At 54.9% G+C, this 21,347-nt stretch carries 14 protein-coding genes and 1 pseudogene; 10 read left to right on the top strand and 5 right to left on the bottom strand.

The window, feature by feature from the left end; all coding sequences use genetic code 11:
- Nucleotides 1–54 precede the first annotated feature (54 nt).
- The 7 genes from ACWIUF_RS17095 to ACWIUF_RS17065 all read left to right on the top strand — a co-directional run bounded on the left by ACWIUF_RS17095 (nucleotide 55) and on the right by ACWIUF_RS17065 (nucleotide 9,192).
- Nucleotides 55–780 carry a hypothetical protein gene (locus ACWIUF_RS17095; RefSeq protein WP_448573729.1) on the top strand — a complete coding sequence of 242 codons (726 nt, stop codon included), beginning with the start codon at nucleotides 55–57 and terminating at the stop codon, nucleotides 778–780.
- A 372-nt stretch (nucleotides 781–1,152) separates the two neighbouring features.
- Nucleotides 1,153–2,262: a type IV pilus assembly protein PilM gene (gene pilM, locus ACWIUF_RS17090; RefSeq protein ID WP_448573728.1), complete on the top strand. Its 1,110-nt coding sequence runs from the start codon at nucleotides 1,153–1,155 to the stop codon at nucleotides 2,260–2,262.
- A gap of 6 nt (nucleotides 2,263–2,268) precedes the next feature.
- Nucleotides 2,269–3,024, top strand: coding sequence for a PilN domain-containing protein (locus ACWIUF_RS17085; RefSeq protein ID WP_448573727.1), 756 nt, complete (start codon nucleotides 2,269–2,271; stop codon nucleotides 3,022–3,024).
- On the top strand, nucleotides 3,021–3,767 hold the full coding sequence (locus ACWIUF_RS17080; protein ID WP_448573726.1) for a hypothetical protein: 747 nt from the start codon (nucleotides 3,021–3,023) through the stop codon (nucleotides 3,765–3,767). The genes ACWIUF_RS17085 and ACWIUF_RS17080 overlap by 4 nt, the downstream gene beginning before the upstream one ends.
- Before the next feature lie 111 nt (nucleotides 3,768–3,878).
- Nucleotides 3,879–6,992, top strand: coding sequence for an AMIN domain-containing protein (locus ACWIUF_RS17075; RefSeq protein ID WP_448573725.1), 3,114 nt, complete (start codon nucleotides 3,879–3,881; stop codon nucleotides 6,990–6,992).
- 313 nt (nucleotides 6,993–7,305) lie between these two features.
- Nucleotides 7,306–8,592: an AAA family ATPase gene (locus ACWIUF_RS17070; RefSeq protein ID WP_448573724.1), complete on the top strand. Its 1,287-nt coding sequence runs from the start codon at nucleotides 7,306–7,308 to the stop codon at nucleotides 8,590–8,592.
- 63 nt (nucleotides 8,593–8,655) lie between these two features.
- On the top strand, nucleotides 8,656–9,192 hold the full coding sequence (locus ACWIUF_RS17065) for an RloB family protein (RefSeq protein ID WP_448573748.1): 537 nt from the start codon (nucleotides 8,656–8,658) through the stop codon (nucleotides 9,190–9,192).
- A gap of 168 nt (nucleotides 9,193–9,360) precedes the next feature.
- Here ACWIUF_RS17065 and ACWIUF_RS17060 read toward each other — a convergent pair whose 3' ends face one another.
- Nucleotides 9,361–11,922 (bottom strand): putative PEP-binding protein, encoded by a 2,562-nt coding sequence (locus tag ACWIUF_RS17060; protein WP_448573723.1) that lies wholly within the window; start codon nucleotides 11,920–11,922, stop codon nucleotides 9,361–9,363.
- 335 nt (nucleotides 11,923–12,257) lie between these two features.
- On the opposite strand from ACWIUF_RS17060, the gene ACWIUF_RS17055 reads away from it, so the two are divergent.
- The 3 genes from ACWIUF_RS17055 (at nucleotide 12,258) to ACWIUF_RS17045 (ending at nucleotide 16,408) form a co-directional block, all read left to right on the top strand.
- The gene (locus ACWIUF_RS17055; protein WP_448573722.1) at nucleotides 12,258–13,070 is read left to right on the top strand and encodes a cyanophycinase; all 813 of its coding nucleotides are present in this window, start codon (nucleotides 12,258–12,260) and stop codon (nucleotides 13,068–13,070) included.
- A gap of 255 nt (nucleotides 13,071–13,325) precedes the next feature.
- Nucleotides 13,326–16,049, top strand: coding sequence for a cyanophycin synthetase (gene cphA / locus ACWIUF_RS17050; RefSeq protein ID WP_448573721.1), 2,724 nt, complete (start codon nucleotides 13,326–13,328; stop codon nucleotides 16,047–16,049).
- Between the two features lie 125 nt (nucleotides 16,050–16,174).
- On the top strand, nucleotides 16,175–16,408 hold the full coding sequence (locus ACWIUF_RS17045; protein WP_448573720.1) for a DUF4327 family protein: 234 nt from the start codon (nucleotides 16,175–16,177) through the stop codon (nucleotides 16,406–16,408).
- 26 nt (nucleotides 16,409–16,434) lie between these two features.
- Here the strand turns inward: ACWIUF_RS17045 and mgtE are convergent, their stop codons facing one another.
- The 4 genes and pseudogenes from mgtE to ACWIUF_RS17025 all read right to left on the bottom strand — a co-directional run.
- A complete protein-coding gene (mgtE, locus tag ACWIUF_RS17040; protein ID WP_448573719.1) occupies nucleotides 16,435–17,835 on the bottom strand; it encodes a magnesium transporter in 1,401 nt (466 codons plus the stop codon).
- A gap of 163 nt (nucleotides 17,836–17,998) precedes the next feature.
- The gene (gene galE / locus ACWIUF_RS17035; protein WP_448573718.1) at nucleotides 17,999–18,997 is read right to left on the bottom strand and encodes a UDP-glucose 4-epimerase GalE; all 999 of its coding nucleotides are present in this window, start codon (nucleotides 18,995–18,997) and stop codon (nucleotides 17,999–18,001) included.
- 335 nt (nucleotides 18,998–19,332) lie between these two features.
- On the bottom strand, nucleotides 19,333–19,806 hold the full coding sequence (locus ACWIUF_RS17030) for an RNA recognition motif domain-containing protein (RefSeq protein ID WP_448573717.1): 474 nt from the start codon (nucleotides 19,804–19,806) through the stop codon (nucleotides 19,333–19,335).
- Between the two features lie 866 nt (nucleotides 19,807–20,672).
- Nucleotides 20,673–21,347, bottom strand: a pseudogene (locus ACWIUF_RS17025) (hypothetical protein); the annotation flags it as partial.

Here is a 21,347-nt window from a genome sequence, read left to right as displayed (position 1 = left end):
GGGGGCAGTTCCGGCTGTATCCCCCCGTTCAGCCTATCCAGATGGGAGGGAAGCATGACCCCGGAGCAACACCAGGAAATTCTCAACTTACGATCGCTCAACCTAACCCCCAAGCAAATTGCTCGTAAGTTAGGTCTCAAGAATGCGGAGGTGGCCACTTTCCTGCGGGGGCAAGCTGAGCAAACAACCCTGGCACAACAACAGGGCGGACTCGATCCGGTCGATCGCTGCCTGGTGAACGCTAACATCCGTCGCCACTTTTTCCCTAAGGCAGACGGGACTGAGCCTGTGTCCAAGGACATTCGGGAGCAGTCAGTTGGGGGCTTGGCCCTGGTCACTGTCGTGCGCAAACGGGGCTACAACCGCTTTACGCTTTGCACCTATCCCATTGACCTGGGGTGTTTGGGGGTAAAGGATGCCCAGGGTCCCCGTCAGGTCAATGGCAGCGAGTGCAAGCAAGTGCTGGCGGCGATCTACCAAGCCTTTGATGAACCGCCCCAGGCAATTAGCCTTGAACAAGCCCAGGCGATCGTGTTCAGTGCGGTGGACTATGCACAGAAGCTGGGATTCCCGCCCCATGCGAACTTTGACCCCCTTCGCGATTTTCTGGGTGAGTGGGACCCCAACAATCAGATTCCCTGTGGTGGCAAGGACGGCAAACCCCTGTTCTTCTGCGGTCCCTACGATAATCTCCAGGCGGTGATCGACACCCTGACGCGATCCGTGGGTGAAGGCAATTTTGAGGTTATCCTCCCTGGCGAGGTCCTAGAAGGCGTGTAGGGATGGGGTGTGCCGCCAGTATAGCCTCTCGTCCTCTCGTCCAAATGGCTAGGAACGTGGGATCAGTGGCGATCGTGCGTCAAATTAGCTAACATACGTTGTCATCTCGTCAGGATGGATGGCCTGAAGCCTCCGATTTGGCAGCTTGACTCCCCGGGGTCCCGGTTTTAAGGCGCAGGTGAGGCTTAAGCATTGTTTAATTGGGCAACAAGTGGCTGATTTTGCGGAGATAGATTATTTTAGGGGCGGCTACAGTGTCGGCTGGTTCCGGCTAGGGCTATTGGCGATCGTTCTGATTTTGTCGATCGGGATGCCATCGCTAATCGATTGGGGTTCCACAACAATAACTTGGGCAGTTTTGTAGGTGAAGCTGTGTTTAACTCCCTCAAGGGCCTGTTTTCCAAACAATCAAAGGGCATTGGTGTTGAATTAACCGCCGATCGCATCAATGTGGTGCAACTGCGTCGCAAGGGGCAACACTATACCTTGCAGACATTTGCTTCCATTGAGATGCCGGAGGGGGTTTACCAGGATGGCATCATTGTCGATCCGCCGGAAATTGCCCAATTGCTCCAAACAATCCTAGCCGACAACCGGATTAAGGCGCGGAAGGTGGCCACGGCCCTACCGGGGCGAGAGGTCGTCACCCGGCTGATTCCCGTTCCGGCAGAATTACCTGACCCAGAGCTACGGGAGATGGTTCTGAACCAGGAGGCGGGTCTCTATCTGCCCTTCCCCCGCGAGGAAGCCGATGTGGACTACCAAAAGCTGGGCTTTTTTGTGGATGAAGATGGCATCGAAAAGGTGCAGGTGTTGCTGGTGGCTGTCCGCAAGGAAGTGACCGATACCTACATCAGTACCTTCCGGGAAGCTGACCTGGAAATTGATACGATCGATGTCACCAGTTTTGCCCTGCTGCGGTCGATTCGCGACCAACTGCGGCAGTTTTCGCCCCAAGAGGCGATCGCGGTGATTGATATTGAGTTCGACACCACGGAAATCTCGATCGTCGTGGAGGGGATTCCCCAATTCTCACGCAGCGTCCAAATTGGCACCTACCACATCCAAAATGCGCTGAACCGCGCCATGAACCTCCCCCCTTCCCGCAATACGGACCTCTTGCAGGGGATGACAGTGCCGATGCTGTCGCCCGATGGCTTGGGGTCAGGCAAGACGTCTGCGGGGGCAAATCCCAGTGCAGCAGCGATGTTGCGGGTTTTGGGCGAATTAGCGGATGAGTTACGACGATCGGTCGATTTTTATATCAGCCAAGGGGAGAATATCGAGGTCACCCAACTGCTGATTGCCGGCCCAGGGGGCGGCATTGGGCAACTGGATGAATTTTTCTCCCAACGGTTGAGTTTGCCGAGTACCCAGATCGACCCGATTGAAATTTTGGCGATCGAGGGATCGGAGGAAATTGGGGTGACACAGCGAACAGGGATGGGCATTGTCTTAGGTTTGGCCATGAGGGAGGCTTAAACACAGATGTATTCATTAGACATTAACTTTCTGAAGGATCGCCCTGAATACGGCGCAGCGGCAGCGGCTCCCCGACGAGCGGCGGCGGCTTCCGGCACGTTACCTCTGATTTTGGGGGTGTTAGTCGGGATGTTACCCGTAGCCGGGGCGTTTGGATTAATGTTTTTCCTCCAAAGCCAGAACGCAACCCTAACCACAGAATCCGCCGCCCTTGATGCCACCTTGGCCGACTTACAAAAAAGCCAGGAGGAGGCAACCGCCATCAACCAGCAAATTGAGGCGATCAACAGTGTCACAACGGATTTTATTAACGTTTTTAACCTGATCAAACCCTGGTCAGCCGTGCTCCAATCCCTCAGTGATCAGGTTCCCAGTGGGGTGCAGTTCAACACCATCCAGGAGACGGAGACGGGGGTGAATATTGCGGGCCTAGCCCAATCCCATGATCAAGTGAATGATTTCATCCTGTCCCTCCAGCGATCGCCCCTCTTTGATCCGAAGGCTGTGGCCTTAACTGACTCCAAGCTGGTAGCCAATCCCACCGAAGTGACGTTGGAGGGGGGGGCATCCGCAACGGGTGCTCAGGCCGCCGGTATGCCCATCGTTGAAGTCACCTTGCCGCAGGTGGTGGAATATAGCATTTCGGCTCAGTTTACGCCGGTGGGTGCATCGGAAATCTTGAAAGAACTTGACAGCAAAGGAGCCGTCGGTTTGGTGGCTCGGATTGAGGCATTACGCAAATCAGGAGTACTGGAGCCATGACCACAGCAATCCAAACTGGAACCGATCCCCAATATCCTTCTGCCTTTGGCATTACCTTTACGCCCTTCATTGGGGGGGTGATTATTGCGGTAATCGGGTTAGGGGGGGGCCTCTATGTCCTAGCGTCACAAGTGCTACCAGCATGGCAACAGTTTCAGACGCTAGAGGTTGAAGTCCAGGGGAAGAAGCAACAAGTGGAGCAACAGCAGGCCAGTAAGACGGCAGTGGCGGAAGCGCAGGCGAATTTGGAAAAGGCCCTGCAACGCCAAGAGCGGGTAACGAAGTTCTTTTCCCAAACCCGGAACCTGGATACGATTTTGCTGACGTTAAATCAGATCGCAGAAGAGCGGGAGGTCAAAATCAACCAGTTCACCCCTGGAGCAACGGAGGTGGTAGAGGATGATACGTTGGGACCGGGCGTTAAAGGGAAATTGGAGCGGACAAATTTTACGGTGGAGTTGGAGGGTAAGTTCCGGGCGACGCAATCGGTCCTACGCAGTATTGAACGCTTGGAGCCATTGCTGCTGATTCGGGACCTAGAGGCAGAGTCCGATCGCCCGACTCCCCAACTGGAAGTCTCCCTAGCGGAAACCCCCCAAGGAGTCCCCTCGGATCGACCTATCTTGACAACGACGGCGGCGGAACCCACGCTAACAACAACGTTTACGCTGCAAGCCATCCGTGCCCTTACCCCGGAGGAAATTCAAGCCTATGAAGCGGAAAAGGCAGCCGCAGCCCAGTGATGGGGGCATGGACGAGGCCCTAGGGCCAGATAGTAGTTAAATCGAATTTCTTTGGTTAGACTGTAGCGGCATCAATTGCCAGTATTGTCCGAATTGAGTGAGGAGAGGACCGTGAAACTGCATCCAACTTTAACACTCGCCTTCATGGGCGGGACGACGGCTTTATTCACACTGGTTCAGCCCGCTTGGGCCGCATCAACTCAGGTAACGGCGGTTGAGCTAACCCCCACGGAGGCCGGTTTTTCACTGGTCCTCAAGACGGCGGGTGATGCCGACCAGCTAGCGCCAGTGTTTGCGGTGCCGAAGGGCAAGAAGTGGGTGGCGGATGTTCCCAATACCCAGCTACGGCTCCCGAAGGGGAATGAATTTCGACAAAGTAATCCTGTCCCAGGCATTGCGGCGGTGACGGTCAGTCAGGTGGGTTCTGGCGTGCGGATTACGGTGGAAGGCAGCTTGGCGCGGCCACTGGGTGAGGTGGTCAATCGCGATCACGATCGGATTGTGCTGAATCTCAATCCCGGTGAGGGCCATCTAGCGGCGGACAATGAGATGCATGATCCGGCCCAAGGGACGAAGGATTTACCACCGGATCTGAAGTTGGCCCCCCCCGCGCTGGAGTTGGCCCAATTGCGTCCGCCCCCGTCTTCGAGTCAGGAAGTTGCGCCAGGACCCGTGGTGCCGCCCCCCAGCCCCAGTCCGTCCACGCCGCCCAAGTATGATGTGATGATCCCGAATCCAAAGGTGGAGATTACGGGAGGGCCACCGCCAGTGCCGTCTTCAAGTGTGCCGCCGCCGTTCTTGCCCCGCGCGATCGCGCCACCGTTAGGGGATATGTCGGTGTCGAATATTGATGCGACGCCAGCGACGATCGACCTGGGGACGAATGAGGTAGTGCCCCGGTTGGTCTTGCGGGAAGCCCCCGTGCGGGATGTTTTGGCCCTGCTAGCACGGGCAGCCGGGTTGAACCTAGCCTTCTCTGATTCACCCCAGACCGGCGCATCTCCAGGCGGGGGACCGGGGGGGCAAGATACCCAGGCTGCGGCTACCGCTGCCCAACGCACAATTACGTTGGATATTGAGAATGAACCCGTTCAAGATGTCTTTAATTATGTAATCCAACTAAGCGGCTTCCAGGCGAACCGGGTGGGTCGCACGATTTTTGTGGGGGAGCGGCTCCCGTTAGCGACCCGTGATATTGCAGCGCGGACGTTGCGGCTGAACCAGGCAACGGCAGCCGTTGCCGCAGGGTTACTGAGTGCCCAAGGGGCTGAAACCCAACGCCTCGTGACTAGGACAACCCGTACAGAAGAAGGCACCGGTATTGATCGGCGGGTTCGCGAAGAAACCGAGCAAACCATTGAGCCACTGGCTGCCGATCCCTCGCAATCAAGGGGTCCCTTACTGTTAAGTGGGTTGTCAGTCGTTGCGGACGATCGGCTGAATCAAGTGACTGTCATTGGTGATAGCCGCCAAGTCCAGATTGCCTCCGCAATTCTGAAGCAGCAGGACCTACGGAAACGGCAAGTTTCGGTAAATGTCAAGGTTGTTGATGTGACCTTGCGGAGTACTGAAAGCTTTTCTAGCCAGTTTTCGGCGGGTATCGGTGATGCTTTCTTTGTGGTTGACAATGGCCAAGCCGTCGCCCGCTTCGGGAAGATGGCTCCAGCCAATGCCAATGATATGACCAACAGTCGGTTTGGTCGTCCGATCATTAACAATCCTTTGGCGGATGTCACACCGTTTGATAATCCCAACGGTACCGAGTTAATTCGTGATCCGGTGACTGGGGAGTTTGTGCGGGCTAGGCCGAATCAACCCGGTTCAATCTTTGGCCCTGGCGGTGATCCCCTGACACCGGGTGCCAACATTGTCGATCCAGCACGATTGCCTGCCAATGCCACAACGGGTAGTCCCCAATTATTCTTCGATCGCAATGGCATTCCCCGGTCCTACAGTGAACTCACCGTCGGCGGCGGTCGCTATGAACCCCTGCGGAACAATACCAATAACCTGATCACTGCCGGGAATGGCCCCGCCCGTTTCTATGATGAAACGGGTACAGCCCGCTTGTTTAACGAATTAACGGTGGGTGGGGGTAAATTCAAACCGCTCTTGGGAGCCGATAGCAGCCCGATCGCGGTGGCTGAGGAGCAGATGTGGTTGGATACCAGTGGGACACCCCGCCGCTTTGATGAATTGACCTTGGGCGGTGGCAACTTCCGCCCCTATATCAATGAGGATGGCGAAATCCTCAGCCTTGCGGGTGATGCGGTGGCTGCCTTCCTGGATAAGAATGGGACCCCGCGGCGTTTTAGTGAATTAACGATCGGCGGCGGTACGTTTGAACCCTTCCGTAATCCAGCCGGGAATTTAGTCCAAGCGGCCCTTAGTGCCCCCCAATTCTTTGATGTCAATGGCATTCCACGCCTATTCTCTGAGTTGACTGTGGGTGGTGGCACATTTGCCCCCCTCTTTGATCCCAATGGCGCACCCATTTCGGCTAGGGCAGCAATTCAAGCCCTGCCTAGCTTTATTGGTGAGGCGGCCCAGGTTGCTTACCGGCTCCCGCAAGTGTTCCAGTATCCACAGCAATTCTTGGCCCAGTTAAATGCCAACGTGGAGACCGGAAACGCCAAGATCCTCACCGACCCAACACTCACGGTGCAGGAAGGTGAAACCGCCACGATCCAACTGGGGGACCAAGTTGTCACCAATGTTATTGAAGAGGTCGTCCCAGCCCCGGCGGGTGGGCAACCTGTCCGGACCATCAATAACGTTTTAACTCCGGTTGGCCTTGATTTGACTTTGGCAGTTGAGCGGGTTGATGATAACGGCTTTATTTCCTTGCGAGTCACGCCGAATGTGGCAACCCCCTCTGGGACCCAATTTGTGCAAACTTCTCAAGGACCTTTCCAAGTCTTTCGAGTATCGACACGGGAAGTCTCTTCGGGGTTGATTCGCTTACGGGATGGCCAAACGATGCTGCTGGCAGGCATTATTACCGAGCAAGACTCGGAAACGGTAAGTAAAGTGCCGGTGTTGGGAGACCTACCAATTGTGGGTGCCTTATTCCGTAGCCGTCAGGGTCAAAAAGATCGGAGTGAGATTGTGATTGCGATTACGCCCAATATTTTGGATGACAGCGATCGCGCCAACTTTGGCTACAACTACACCCCCAGTCGCGAAGTCCAGCAAGTGCTACAACGTAGCCAACAAGTCCGTTAGGCTGTCACCGCTTCCCTCACCTCACTTAACCTCTCTTTACGCATAAGCTACCCCCATCCTCAGTCACCCTGGGGATGTTTTTTTTGACGTGGCCTTACGGTTGCACCCATCACCCGCTACCAGCAACCTTGAACACACAACAGATGGCCTTACCGTCGGGCCATAGGTGCTTTGCGGCTGAATACTCAATGAGTACTAATACACTCTATAAGACAATCTTATCCTGTAACATATTCAGCCAACGACTGTTATCCTTAAGGTAGATATCTGTGTCTTTTTCACAAATACTGGCATTAAGCCCAATAGCTAAGCCATGCTGATTGAATTTAGGGTTGGTAATTACAGGTCATTCAAGGAGCCAGTCACATTTAGCATGGTGGCAGCCAATCTTGTGTCTAAAGACAAAAGTCTTGATGAAAATAATGTTTTTGCTATAGATCATGATCTAAAGCTACTTAAAAGTGCTGCCATCTATGGTGCAAATTCTAGTGGCAAAAGTAATTTTGTCAAAGCTTTAAGCTTCATGAAATGGTTTATAATCAACTCATCTAAAGAAACTCAAAGCACTGAAAAAATTAGAGTTGAAAGATTTAAGCTGAGCACGGAAACTGACACTAAGCCAACTTTTTTTGAAATTGCCTTTTTAATAGATAAAAAACAATATAGATATGGATTTACTGCAACTTGTGATGAAGTTTTGTCAGAATGGTTGTTTTACATCCCTAGATTTAGGGAAACCAAGCTTTTTGAACGAAAATTGAATAATTTCAGCATATCTAAAACCTATAAAGCCGATGGCATTCAACAAAAAACCAGACGAAATGCGTTATTTTTGTCGGTATCTGCTCAATTTAATGTCGAGATTGCAGAAAACATTTTAGAATGGTTTACTAATAAAGTAAAAATTGTTTCTGGATTAGATGATAGAGGCTATCGAGGCTACACACTCAGTTGTTTAATTAATGACAGAAATAATCGTGAAATTCTGCAATTGCTTAGAAAATTAGATTTGGGATTTGGTGATGTCAAGGTCGAAGAAAGTGAACTCACGATGGATCTTTTTCCGAGTGAACTTCCCGATGAAATTAAAAACTTGATTTTGAAGAGTGGAGGAGGTAAGATAGCCTCAATACAAACGATACATCGGAGATTTGATGAGACAGGACAGGTCATAGCCACAGAATTATTTGATCTTGATGATCAAGAATCGGAAGGAACTCAAAAAGTTTTTGCCCTAGCGGGACCACTTGTTGACACATTGAAAGATGCTAAAGTTTTAATAATTGATGAGTTTGACGCTAGGATTCATCCTTTGCTCAGTCGAGCAATTGTAGAACTATTTAATTCAAATACGATGAATCCCAATAATGCTCAATTAATATTCATGACCCATGATACTAACCTACTGAGTAACCGACTTTTTCGTAGGGATCAAATTTGGTTTGCCGAAAAAAATCGCTATGGAGCAACCGATCTTTACTCCCTAGCAGAATATAAAGTGCGTAATGATGCCTCCTTTGAAAATGACTATATCCAGGGCAAATACGGCGCAATTCCTTATATTGGCGATTTAAGCAATCTAATCAATATCCATGTCTAAAAAGAAAGCAAACACCCGTGGATACTCCCCAAGAAAAGTTGATATTAGGGAGGTTAGACAAAGATTTTTGTTGTATGTGAAGGTACAAAAACAGAACCCAACTACTTTAGGGGTTTTCGCGTTCCTCGAAATGTTGTTGAGATAGATATTCAAGGAGTTGGCAGCAATCCCAGTAAATTAGTCAACAGAGCTAAGCAGATTCAAGAACAAGAAGAATACGATCAAGTATGGTGTGTCTTCGATCGTGACTCTTGGACCCCAGAAGATTTCAATAATGCCATCCAAAATGCTACCAAGCTAGGATTGAAGGTGGCTTACTCTAACGAAGCTTTTGAACTATGGTATGTCCTGCATTTTGAATTTCTTAATACTGGAATTCCGCGAAGCGATTATATCCAGAAGCTAAATCACCTCCTTCATCACCGATATCAGAAAAATAGTGAGACAATCTACGATGAACTATTGGATAAACAACCTATTGCGATCAGAAATGCCACTACTTTACTCGAACAATATAATCCTCATGTCCCTAGCCAAGACAATCCATCTACAATGGTCCATTTATTAGTAAGCGAACTCAACAAATTTGTTCAATCCTGAAAAACTAGTACAGCAAACATAAAGTGTCGCAACGTTGGTAGTAACGACTTTAGTCATTGCAGGCTAAAGCCAGCACTACGAACGTTGCAGAATTCACTTTTCGAGCTACTAGCTTCAAGGACCGCCCATTATAGATTTAGTATCCGGAGCAGCGAGTTGAGTCGAATATTAACCCAGCGTATCCGGGGCTGCTAACGGGCGACGGGCCGTCTTCAACAATAGGCGTTGCTCCGCCTCCGCGATCGCCTGATACACGATCGGCACCGCCTCCACCTCCACCGAAATCGAGTCAATCCCCCACTGGACCAACTGTTCAATGAGCGCCAAGTCCCGACTCGGTGCCTGCCCACAGATCGAACAAGGAATCCCTAACCCTCGGCATTGTTCAATCAACTGCCCGATCGCCCGCACCACCGCCGGATGGCGATCGTCCAGGTAGCTACTCAACTGGGGATGATCGCGATCGATCCCCAGCAGCAATTGCGTCAGGTCATTGGTCCCAATCGAAAGACCCTGCACCCCCGCCGCCACATAGTCCGGCAGCAACAGCAACACCGACGGCACCTCCGCCATCAACCACAGTTGCAAAGCCTCCAAATCCAACCCTGACTGCTCCACCCGCTGGCGACAGAATTGAAACTCCTCCACCGTGCGCACAAAGGGCAGCAATAAATGTAGATTCGAGTAACCCGCCCGTTGTACCGCCGCCAACGCCGCCAACTCCAGATCAAACAGCGTCGAATCAAACCAATAGGCCGCTGCCCCCCGCACCCCCAGCATCGGATTCGCCTCCACAGGCCGCACCGGGGCACCCTGGAGCGCCGCAAATTCATGACTGCGCAAATCCAGCGATCGATACCACACCGGACGTGGGTAGACAGCCGCAGCAAACGGTTCAATCGCATGGCTTAACCGTTCAATCAAGACCGTTTGTCGTCCCTGCTGCAACCAAAACTGGGGATGCTGGTGTTCCAAAACCTCAACCATCATTAACTCCGATCGCAGCAACCCCACCCCCGCGATCGGCAGCGCCGCCAGTTGCGATAACGTACTGGTCTGACTCAGGTTGACTAACAAACGCGTTGCCAGGGTTGCCTCCGGGGAAAACCCCAACGGCGATGTCGGCGCGATCGCCGCAGTGCGATCGTCCCCAGGGGACGGTAAGTTAGCCGCAAGGGCCTGCTGGGCCGCCAATTGGGGGTAGTCGCTAGCCGGAATTCGATACACCCTCCCCCGCTGACCATCCAGCCAGAGCCAGTCACCCGTTTGAATTTGCTGCGTAGCCATCGGCGCACCCACGATCGCCGGAATCCCCAACTCCCGCGCCACGATCGCCCCGTGGGAAGTCATCCCGCCCTGCTCCGCAATCACCCCCCGGCAGTGGCGAAGGTAGGTAACCCAACTGGGCAACACCGCCGTCGTCACCAGGATATGCCCCGTCGGCAACGGAGTTAAATCCGCTGGTAACTCAGACGCCACATAGGCCGGTGCTACTACTTGGCCCGCCGCCGCCGCCACCCCCCGCAGCAACGGCGGCACATTCTGACAGGCGGTTGCCGCTAATTGGAGGAGGGGGGTAGCGGCCACCGTCAGCGCGATCGATGGCTCTGGCGTTGGGTCTGGTGTGGGAGCAGCGATCGGGTCTGCGATCGGGGTCGGGGCTGGGCTACTGAGGGAGAGCGCTGGTTGGGCTGGTGTTAGGGCAGTAATATCAGTGAGGTAAATCTGGGGGGGAGCCGTAGCCCGTTGGTATAGATGCCATTCCACCTGGTACTCCCCCTGCCAAGCCGCCGGTAGTGCCGTGGCTAGCGATGACCCCTCCCGCAGTTGGGCGATCAACGGCCTCAGAGCCGCCCACACTGCTGCCGTCAGGGCTGATTGCCCGCGCACCGCCTCACTGAGTAAATAGGCTTGTATCCCCGATCTTGCCAACTGGGGTAGACATTCCCCCTGCCAAGCCAGCGTTCCCGACGGGTCAGCCAAACCGGACTGCACCTGATAGGCAAACTCCTGATAGCCCGCTTGTAGTGGGTGCGGGGTGTCCAAGGCCGGGGGGAGGCAATAACGCTCTGGCTCAGCCATGCCCCACCGTTGGGCCAGCCCCAACCCCCAACTGGCCTCCACCACAGTCTGGGTCTTCTGCAATTGCACCGTCCCCGTTGCGATCGCGGGCCATACGGGCTGAATGAGCACCGCCAAGTGGATTTGGGGCAATTCCACCCCTAACCGTTGCCAGCAAAAGAGGCTCGTCGCCGCAAACAAAGACGCCCAGACCTGTTTCAGGGCCATCGCCAAAGCCACTGGCTCGGCTGGACAGACCTCCACCCCCAGCAGCGCCGCCACCTCCGGCAGATTCCCCCGCGCCAGTGTGGGATAAGGCCGCAGGATCAGGGTTTCCGCCTCCAGAGGGTCGATCGCCCGTGCCAACTGGGTCTGCCAAGCTACCGGTAAAGGAGTCTGGCGGAGGCTATCTTGCAATTGCTGAGTGATCGTGGCTAACTGAAGCGCATCATCCACCATCACCCGCAGACGCGAGTAGGGCAAATTCGCCAGGATGGGTTCCGACCACGCGATCGTTTCCAAGAACGTCTGCAACCAGGGAGCCGGTACCACCACCCCCGGCACCACCGCATACCCCTGCTGCCGCAATCGGTTTAGGTGCAGCACACTCTCGCCCACCCAAGTAGGCGGTAACGCATCAACCTGATCTAGCCCATAAAGCTGACTCACACGCAGGCCCGATCGCAGCAGGCATCTAGGATTCCAGGGGGTCCCCAGCAGCCCCTTGCCCCCAGCTTACCATGCCCCTTATGGTCGGGCTTCAGCCCCCTGAGGGCGATCAGAGCGTGTTAACTCACGACAACCCCCTGCATGCTTTAGCGTCTTCCTACTACGGATGCAGACATCCTAACGGACCGCCTAGCCACCCAGTGTCGGAACCAGGGGAATGTTCTCACCCGCCGCTAGAAGAAACCGCCATCAGAACGGTATGTTTATAAATATCAAAGTTAATTGACCCACGGGGGCACCCCCCCCAGCCAGTACACACCCTCGCGATGTGAAAGATGCCTCATTCGACTCAACCTGCCATCATTGTGATTGGTGGTGCCGAGGACAAAGTCCACGGGCGGGAAATTCTGCATACCTTTCTAGAGCGATCGGGCGGCCCTGAGGCACGGATCGCCATTATTCCCTCCGCTTCACGGGAACCTGCCCTCATTGGCGCTCGCTACCGGGAACTGTTTGAAGACATGGGGGCCAAGGCGATTCAGATTCTCGACGTGCGCGAACGGGAGCAAGCCGTTGATCCCCTCTGGCAAGCCTGCCTCCAAGACTGTACCGGCGTATTTATGACCGGCGGCGATCAACTGCGCCTGTGTGCCATCCTCGCCGACACCCCCATTATGGAACTGGTCCACGCCCGGGTGCAGCGCCACGAGATTACCCTGGCCGGGACCAGTGCCGGGGCCGCCGTCATGGGGTACCACATGATCGCCGGGGGGGGCAGTGGCAAATCCCCCAACCGTGCCCTCGTGGATATGGCCACCGGGTTTGGCTTTCTACCCAAGGCGATCGTGGATCAGCATTTCCACAACCGCAACCGCATGGCCCGCCTGATCAGCGCCATCGCCATGCATCCCGACTGTCTGGGGATTGGCATTGATGAAGATACCTGCATCATTGTCGAAACCGATCGTTCCCTCCAGGCAATGGGCAATGGGGTGGTGACGATCGTCGATGCCACCGAACTCTCCCATACCAACCAAGCCTTCATCGGGGCCACCGATCCCATTAGTGTCCACAATTGTCGCCTCCATTTGCTCGGACATGGCGATCGTTACCACCTAGATCAGCGACAATTAATGCCATCGGCCTAATTCCCCCCTGGGCTACGCTAGATTAGGGACGGCGATCCAATGGCAACCTTCCTTACCTGCGTGGAGTGATGAGTTGTCTTGCCCCGTATTGCCCACCCTGCTTTTCACGCTAACCGTCCGCACCCATCCCCTACTGTCTAGTTCCAGAACCAACAAAGTGTTCCTAGTGAACAGTTCTTTGGCTTCCGGCACCCTGAGACTAAACAATGGACACGCCTACCCACCTTCGCCCGTCCTGAGTCACGCTGCGCTGCTATGAAAATCCTGAAAATCCAAACCTTACGGGGTCCCAACTACTGGAGTATTCGTCGCCAAAAACTGGTCCTAATGCGACTCGACTTAGAGGAACTCGCCGATCGCCCCTCAAATAAAATACCGGGCTTTTACCAGGGCTTGACCCAAGCCCTACCCAGTTTGATGGAGCACTTCTGCTCCCCCGGCCATCGGGGCGGCTTCCTCAGTCGGGTTCAGGAAGGCACCATGATGGGGCACATTATCGAGCACGTGGCCCTAGAACTCCAAACCCTAGCGGGGATGCCAACGGGTTTCGGGCGGACACGGGAAACCTCCACCCCCGGCACCTATCAGGTGGTTTTTGAATATTTAGATGAACAAGCGGGACGCTATGCGGCGCGAGCAGCCGTGCGTCTTTGCCAAAGTATCGTTGAAACAGGGCAATATCCCGCCGAGGAATTGGAGCAGGATTTATACGATCTGCGCGAAATTTGGGCAGATGCGGCCCTAGGACCTAGCACAGAAGCCATCATTGCCGAGGCAGAACATCGGGGCATCCCCTGGCTGCGACTCAATACCCGCGCCATGATTCAATTTGGCCAGGGGGTCTATCAACGCCGGATTCAGGCAACCCAAACCGATCAGACGGGCATTTTAGGGGTAGAACTGGCCTGTGATAAGGAGGGAACCAAGGCCATCCTGCGGGATGCGGGGGTGCCGGTGCCCAAGGGGACCGTGATCCAGTACTACGACGAACTGGAAAGCGCCGTGCGGGATGTGGGGGGCTTCCCGATCGTTGTCAAACCCCTCGATGGTAATCATGGCCGAGGGATTACCATTAACGTCAACTCCTTGGAAGCGGCGGAGGCAGCCTATGACCTGGCCAGCGCCAATGCCAAAACCCGTGCTGTCATCATTGAGCGCTACTACGCAGGCCGGGATCATCGGGTGCTGGTGATCAATGGTAAAGTCGTCGCCGTTGCCGAACGGGTGCCCGCCCATGTGGTTGGCGATGGCCAATCAACCATCAGTGAACTGGTTGAACAAACCAACCGCGACCCGCGCCGGGGGAGTGGCCATGACAACGTGTTAACCCGAATTAGCGTAGATGAAGCCAGTGAACAACTGCTGGCCAACCAGGGTTACAGCCTGGAGAGTGTCCCCCCCAAGGGCGCGATTTGCTATCTCAAGGCAACGGCAAACTTGAGTACGGGCGGGATTGCCATCGATCGCACCGATGACATTCATCCTGAAAATATTTGGCTAGCGCAACGGGTAGCCAAGATCATTGGCCTGGATATTGCCGGCATTGATATTGTCACCCCCGATATCACCCGTCCCCTACGCGAGGTCAATGGCGTCATTGTCGAAGTGAACGCGGCCCCAGGCTTCCGGATGCACCTCTGCCCCAGCGAAGGCATTCCCCGCAACGTGGCCGAACCGGTGATGGATCTGCTCTACCCACCGGGTGCCCCCAGCCGCGTGCCCATTTTGGCGGTAACGGGCACCAATGGGAAAACCACAACCACACGCTTGCTGGCCCATATCATGAAGCAAACGGGTCGGGTCGTGGGGTATACGACCACGGACGGCACCTATATCGGTGAGTATCTCGTCGAACCGGGGGACAACACCGGTCCCCAAAGTGCCCAGTTGATTCTTCAGGACCCGACAGTGGAAATCGCGGTGCTGGAGTCGGCACGCGGGGGAATTCTACGATCGGGTCTCGGCTTTTCGGCCTGTGATGTTGGGGTCGTCCTGAATGTCGCAGCGGACCATTTGGGGTTGGGTGATATCGACACGATCGAAGACATGGCCCGGGTAAAAAGTGTGGTGGCTGAAGCCGCCCTGCCTAACGGCTATGCGGTCCTGAATGCCGATGATCCCCTGGTGGCGGAAATGGCCAATCGGGTACGGGCGCAGGTGGCCTACTTCTCCCTCAATCCAGATAATCCCCTCATTCGCTCCCACACCCAACGGGGGGGACTGGCGGCGGTGTATGAAAATGGGTACCTATCGATCCTCAAAGGCGATTGGACCCTGCGCATTGAACAGGGGGTGAATGTGCCCCTGACGATGGGCGGACGGGCACCCTTCCAAATTGCCAACGCGCTAGCGGCCAGTTTAGCTGCCTTTGCCCAAGGGGTCCGGATTGAGGAAATTCGTACAGCCCTGGCCACCTTCCAGTCCACTGCCCAACAAACACCGGGCCGGATGAACCTGTTTGACATGGGTAACTACCATACCCTGATCGACTATGCCCATAATCCCGCCAGCTATGAAGCGCTAGGGGGATTTGTGCGCAACTGGAGAGAGGGCGAACGCATTGGGGTGATTGGCGCCCCCGGTGATCGCCGCGATCAGGACTTTATCGAATTGGGCCAACTCTCGGCAACCATGTTCGATCGCGTCATTATCAAGGAAGATGACGACACCCGTGGTCGGGAGCGGGGAGCAGTGGCCACCCTCATCCGGGCGGGTTTGCTAGAGCAGCACCCCGACTTTCCCCATGAGGTGATTCTGGACGAAACGGAAGCGATCGAATACGCCCTGGACAAGCTAGCCCGGTCCGGCAGTCTCGTGGTGATCCTACCGGAAAGTGTCAGTCGGGCCATCCGGCTGGTGCGAAGCCGTAAACCCCTTCAGGAGGCGCAGCAGTCCCCGCCCCCCCCCAATGGCGTGGGGCAGACCAATGGCGTCGTTGAGCGGGAGACCGCCGTGGTCGATCCCATTCCCTCCGCCTGAGGGGGCCGATGGCAACACTTCTTCATCAGCCATCCCGATGACATCCCCTACAATTGGAATGGAACCGCAGTACCCCAGCGATTCTGGATCGTGACGATCGGGGAAAGTAGCCATAGGGGGATGTTATGTTGCAATTAACCCAACGCTCTAGTCGGTACTCGATTGATGTTTTGAAGGAAGAAGCCCGCCACCTCGTGGAATGCGGTTCCTTGAGTCCCCATCAACCGATTTACACCCTCTGCCAATATATTCCTGGTCGGGAGTGGATTTGCGTCGAATGCGAATTGGAAGACAATGATTATCTTCTGCGGGACCCCATTATCGACCTGATTGGCGATATGACCTGGGATAACGACTAGGCATCTCCCCCAGGGTAATAATTCGGTTAGACCTGCCAGTGTTGTAGCATGAAGCGGGCCACGGAGAAATAGATAAAAACGCCCAAGACATCGACGGCGGTGGTGATAAAGGGGGCTGACATCAAGGCCGGGTCAAAGCCGAGCGCTTGAAACAGGAAGGGTAGTGCGGCCCCGGAAATTGAGGCGAGGATTGAAATGGCCCACAGGCTGATACCCACAGCGATCGCCACCAAAAGGCTGCCCTGGAGAACATAGGCCCAGACGGTGACAATCGCCCCCAGCATGAGGCCCAACAACATCCCAGCGATCGCCTCACGTTGGACAATGCCAAAGGCTGCCTGCAACCGTAACTTGTCGGTATTAATGCCACGGATGACCACGGTGGAGGACTGGGCACCCACATTGCCCCCGGTCCCAATCAAGAGGGGAATAAAGGCCGCTAGCGTCACCACTTGGGCCAAAATATCGTTTTGGGAACGAATCACAGCAGAGGTCAGGGTATTTGTGAACAACAGGACCAATAGCCACACCACTCGCCGACGGGCTACGGTAAGTAAGTTGGTCTGAAAGTAATCATCCCCCCCCGACTGGACACCACCGAGGGTGTAAATATCCTCCGTAACCTCCTGCTCCAAAATATCGAGCACATCATCAACCGTGACAATCCCCACTAAGCGCTGTTCGCGATCGACGACTGGCACCGCCAGGAAATCGTAGCGCTGGATCAGTTGGGCCACCTCTTCCTGGTCCGTGTCTGTGTTGACAAAGACGACATCGCGGGTCATGATTTCGCCCACGGTTTGATGGGGTTGGGCCATCACCAGATCACGCAACGAGAGAATACCCGTCAGGCGGCGATTGGCATCGGTCACGTACAGGTAATAAATCGTCTCGGTGGTATCGGCCAAATCGCGAATGCGTTCTAAGGCACGGCTAACCGCGAAATTCTCCTTCAGTTGGATATATTTGGGCGTCATAATCCGCCCTGCCGTATCCGGTTCGTAGCCCAAGAGCAAGGCCGTGGCCTGTCTTTCTGCTGGGCTAAGTTGTTCGAGCAGTCGTCGGACGACTTTAGCGGGTAGCTCATCAAACAACCGGGCACGATCGTCGGGGGACATGCGCTCAACCACGTTCAGCACATCCTGCCGCTTAAAATCCTCAATCAGGATTTGTTGCACACTGGAGTCGAGGTATTCATACACTTCCGCTGCCTCATCCTTGGGCAGGAGACGAAAGGCGATCGCCTGTTGGGCTTCCGGTAGTCCTTCGATCGCGTCGGCAATATCGGCAGGTTGCACCGGAATCAGCAGGGCTTTAGCACCTTGCAAATTTTCCTGCTCCAGCAGCATCAGTAACTGCTTACGCACCAAGTCACGCAGTTCTCGACGAGAAACGGGGGGCAGCGAGGTGTCAACTTCGTTAGCCAAGGCAGTCTCCCTGTGACGATGAGTGACGGTCAAGCAATCGCGGTGCAATCCCCAAGACGGCGCTGCCTTCAGTTGTCCCTGTCTTTGAAAACACCTGTCACCTAAGACCAACATGTCAGTAAACGAGACTAGCCTAGCACTCCCTGTTTACCTTAGTCGCCCCTTAGGCATGGCGTTTTTGATGCCACTGCCACGCATGTTCAATAATCGTTTGCAGATCACCATACTGGGGTTGCCAACCCAAGAGTTGCCGTGCCTTGTCACTACTGCCCACCAACACGGGTGGATCACCCGGACGACGGGCTGACTCAATCACGGTAATTGGGCGTTGAGTGACCAGACGGGCCATCTCAATGACTTCTCGTACCGAAAAGCCACTCCCATTACCTAAGTTAACGATCGTGGTTTCGCCGCCGTTGAGCAGGTATTCCAACCCCAGAACATGGGCCATTGCCAGGTCCGTCACATGGATATAGTCACGAATACAGGTCCCATCCGCCGTGGGGTAGTCGGTCCCGAAAAGAGAAACCGACTCACACTGCCCCAGTGCCGTTAACAGCAGTAATGGAATCAAATGGGTTTCTGGGTTGTGATCTTCCCCCAGACGACCCGCTGGATCAGCCCCCGCCGCATTGAAGTAGCGAAACTGAACCGATCGCAACCCGTAGGCGCGTTCAAAATCATTCAGAATTTGCTCCACCATCCACTTCGATCGCCCGTAGGGATTGATCGGCGCTTGGGGATGGTCTTCCGGGATCGGCAGGATTGTCGGTTCGCCATAGGTGGCACAGGTAGACGAGAACACTAGGGCCGGAATCCGCGCCGTGTGCATCGCCTCCAAGAGGGTCAACGTGCCCGCCACATTGTTGCGGTAATACTTGGCCGGATCGAGAACTGACTCGCCCACATAGGCATAGGCGGCAAAGTGCAACACCGCCGCGATCGACCGACGGGAAAATAAATCATCCAACAGGGCGCGATCGTTGGTGTCACCGACGAACAGTTCCACCTGAAGGACTGACTCCACCAATTCCCGGTGACCGTAGACCAGGTTATCAAGGACAATCACCTCGTACCCTGACTGCTTCAGGGCCAAGACTGCATGGGAGCCAATATACCCGGCTCCCCCCGTGACCAGAATTGTGGCGTGTGTGGGTTCCAAGTATTCACTCCTAGCCGTCAAACCCGGTTAACCTGTATCCGGCGATCGCCAGATTCCTGAAGAAACCAGTGGGGTGGCACCCTGTCTGCCACGTAAGTGCTGCAACGTTGGTAGGGCAGGCTTTAGACGGCAACGACTAAAGTCGTGACTACAAACGGTGACTACGAGCAGTTTGTAGGGCAGGCTTTAGACGGCAACAACTAAAGTCGTGACTACGAACGGTGTGAAGCTTCTCTGTTTAGGATACTCGTCAGTGGCAGCCGAGATAGCTATCCCACGCTGAGACGGCGATCGACTGGGCATTGAGCCGCCCCCAAGTTGAGGTCGCTACACTTTTAGGAATTAGCGGTTTGGGCTGCCAACAATTCCTTGAGCTTTTCCAACTCCTGTGCCCAGCGAGGATCGGGTTGCGCTACCCCCGTATCCTGGCTCGATCCCCCGGATGTGCCCCCCCGGCGGGAGGATTTACCCTTGCTACGACGGTTACTATTGCCGCCGCCCCCCGCACTGCCGCCATTGGCAACCGGTGGTGCGATTTCGGGGCCATCACCCTTAGCCTTGGTGGCACGGGGGAGGGCCTTTTCGATCTTGATCGGGTTCTCGTGGATCAGGTGGCCATTGAATTTCTCAATCAACTGATCAGCCTCTTCATCCGTTTTCACGGTGACAAAGCCAAAGCCCCGGCATTTCCCCGTCTTGCGATCGGTGATCACCTTGGTGGAAACGGCTTCGCTCTCGGCAAAGACCGCTTCTAATTCCTGACGTTCCAATTCCTTGGGCAGATTGCCAATGTAGAGACGGACTGACATGTTACAGATACCTCCGAGTTTTGAAGTCCATGCAAGTGAACAGTGTGTGATCGCTAGACGATGCCATTGCCATATCGCATCTCCATTGGGTCAGCCCCAGCCATTGCCACACGCAACGTTTTCCCATAGCACAAATCAAATCGTTCTATTGAAGTAAATCGATGTAAATCTGTCAAAAATCGCACGGCAGCAAGGGTATCAAACTTAGGAGTGGATAGGGCTGAACGGGGAACGCCAGGCACACATTTTGGGTTGCCAGATTGCGGCTTGAAAGCCTGCGGACAGGCGACTTGCAAAGCATACCGATCTGTCAACAAATATCTGCCCGTCTCTAACATTATCACGTTCCAGGTATCGAAAAAAACTTTGTGGATAACGGTCCTGCGCCTAGAACCCATCGACCAGCCACCAACAGGCTAGGAGATGGCCGCAATCGACTACTTCTCACCTTGCAAGCATCTAACCCAGTTAATCACTGTAACAGATTGCTGCTCTTCCTGATCTGGTTTAGCGATAAAAGTAACTTGTGACCCCTACTGATTTAGCCAGTATTGCCCACAGGTCCCCCGATTCCAGTAGTACTTGCGTATTTTGGGGCAACGGAGCCGCTCCTGATGGTGGGCGAATAGCAGACAAGTCCTCCCATGAGGTCTTGTTAAGAAATGTAACACCTCTCCAAGGTAACGGCAACGGGGTTGTCATTGGGGGGGCTACGAGGAGAGACAGATTGCCGTTAGGCTCAGGTGATCGCACCCTCTCAAGCAGTCCAATGGGGTATCCGGCTTGCCCTTGCGACAGCCGAGACGGCTATCCCACGTGGAATGCGTGATCGGGCGATCGCTGGGGGAGACTGGAGACTGGGGTATTTAGCCTTGGCCGCGTGCGATCGTGACGGTACCCCAGAGGAGCAAGAGTAGCACCCAGAGGGTGGCGGCGATCGTGGGATAGCTTTGGAGGGTTTTGCCCTGGGGCAGACGCAGAAGATCCACGTCCATCCAGACCGAAGCCCCCCGGTGGAGCCAGCCCTGCACGGTCACAGCTTGACGGTAGCCTGAGGCCAGGAGACGACGGCGGGCCGGAAGCCAGTTCCCAATGACACCGATCGCCGCCGTGAGGTGGAGTTTCACAACCCCTTCCGGGGTGTACAACAGGATTTCCTGACCGAGGCTATTGCCTGCCCCCGATCGTCCGATCAGAATGCCTTGTAGTCGGGCCGGATGACTGTCCATTGGGGCCGCTTGCCAGTTTTGCCAGAGACGGCTGAGATGCCCTGTGGTCGGTAGGGTGTTGGCACGGTAGTCGGGGAACTTGGTTTGGCTCCGTAGGAAAATCCCCGCCCCCACGCCGACGAGTCCGAATCCCCAGAGTAGGGCGCGATCGCCGGCCATCCAATCCAACGGCGCAAAGCGAAAAACTTCCCCTATGCCGCCAATACTCCAGAAGAAGCCCCCGCAGAAAAGGCCGATCGCGCCGCCAACCCAGGGGGTAGCTTGTCCCAGGAGGGTTTGGAACGCGGCTTGCGTCAGGGGGCGGGGTTGGGG

This window comes from Trichothermofontia sp. (genome assembly GCF_053493415.1).
The sequence above is the reverse complement of the archived record's forward strand: the minus strand, read 5'-3'. Positions and strand labels throughout refer to the sequence as shown.

Bases quoted from the DNA above. Each gene is read 5' to 3' on its own strand.
- ACWIUF_RS17095 (WP_448573729.1), top strand. From the start codon at position 55: ATGACCCCGGAGCAACACCAGGAAATTCTCAACTTACGATCGCTCAAC.
- ACWIUF_RS17085 (WP_448573727.1), top strand. From the start codon at position 2,269: ATGTATTCATTAGACATTAACTTTCTGAAGGATCGCCCTGAATACGGC.
- ACWIUF_RS17080 (WP_448573726.1), top strand. From the start codon at position 3,021: ATGACCACAGCAATCCAAACTGGAACCGATCCCCAATATCCTTCTGCC.
- ACWIUF_RS17070 (WP_448573724.1), top strand. From the start codon at position 7,306: ATGCTGATTGAATTTAGGGTTGGTAATTACAGGTCATTCAAGGAGCCA.
- ACWIUF_RS17055 (WP_448573722.1), top strand. From the start codon at position 12,258: ATGCCTCATTCGACTCAACCTGCCATCATTGTGATTGGTGGTGCCGAG.
- cphA (WP_448573721.1), top strand. From the start codon at position 13,326: ATGAAAATCCTGAAAATCCAAACCTTACGGGGTCCCAACTACTGGAGT.
- ACWIUF_RS17045 (WP_448573720.1), top strand. From the start codon at position 16,175: ATGTTGCAATTAACCCAACGCTCTAGTCGGTACTCGATTGATGTTTTG.
- ACWIUF_RS17030 (WP_448573717.1), bottom strand. From the start codon at position 19,806: ATGTCAGTCCGTCTCTACATTGGCAATCTGCCCAAGGAATTGGAACGT.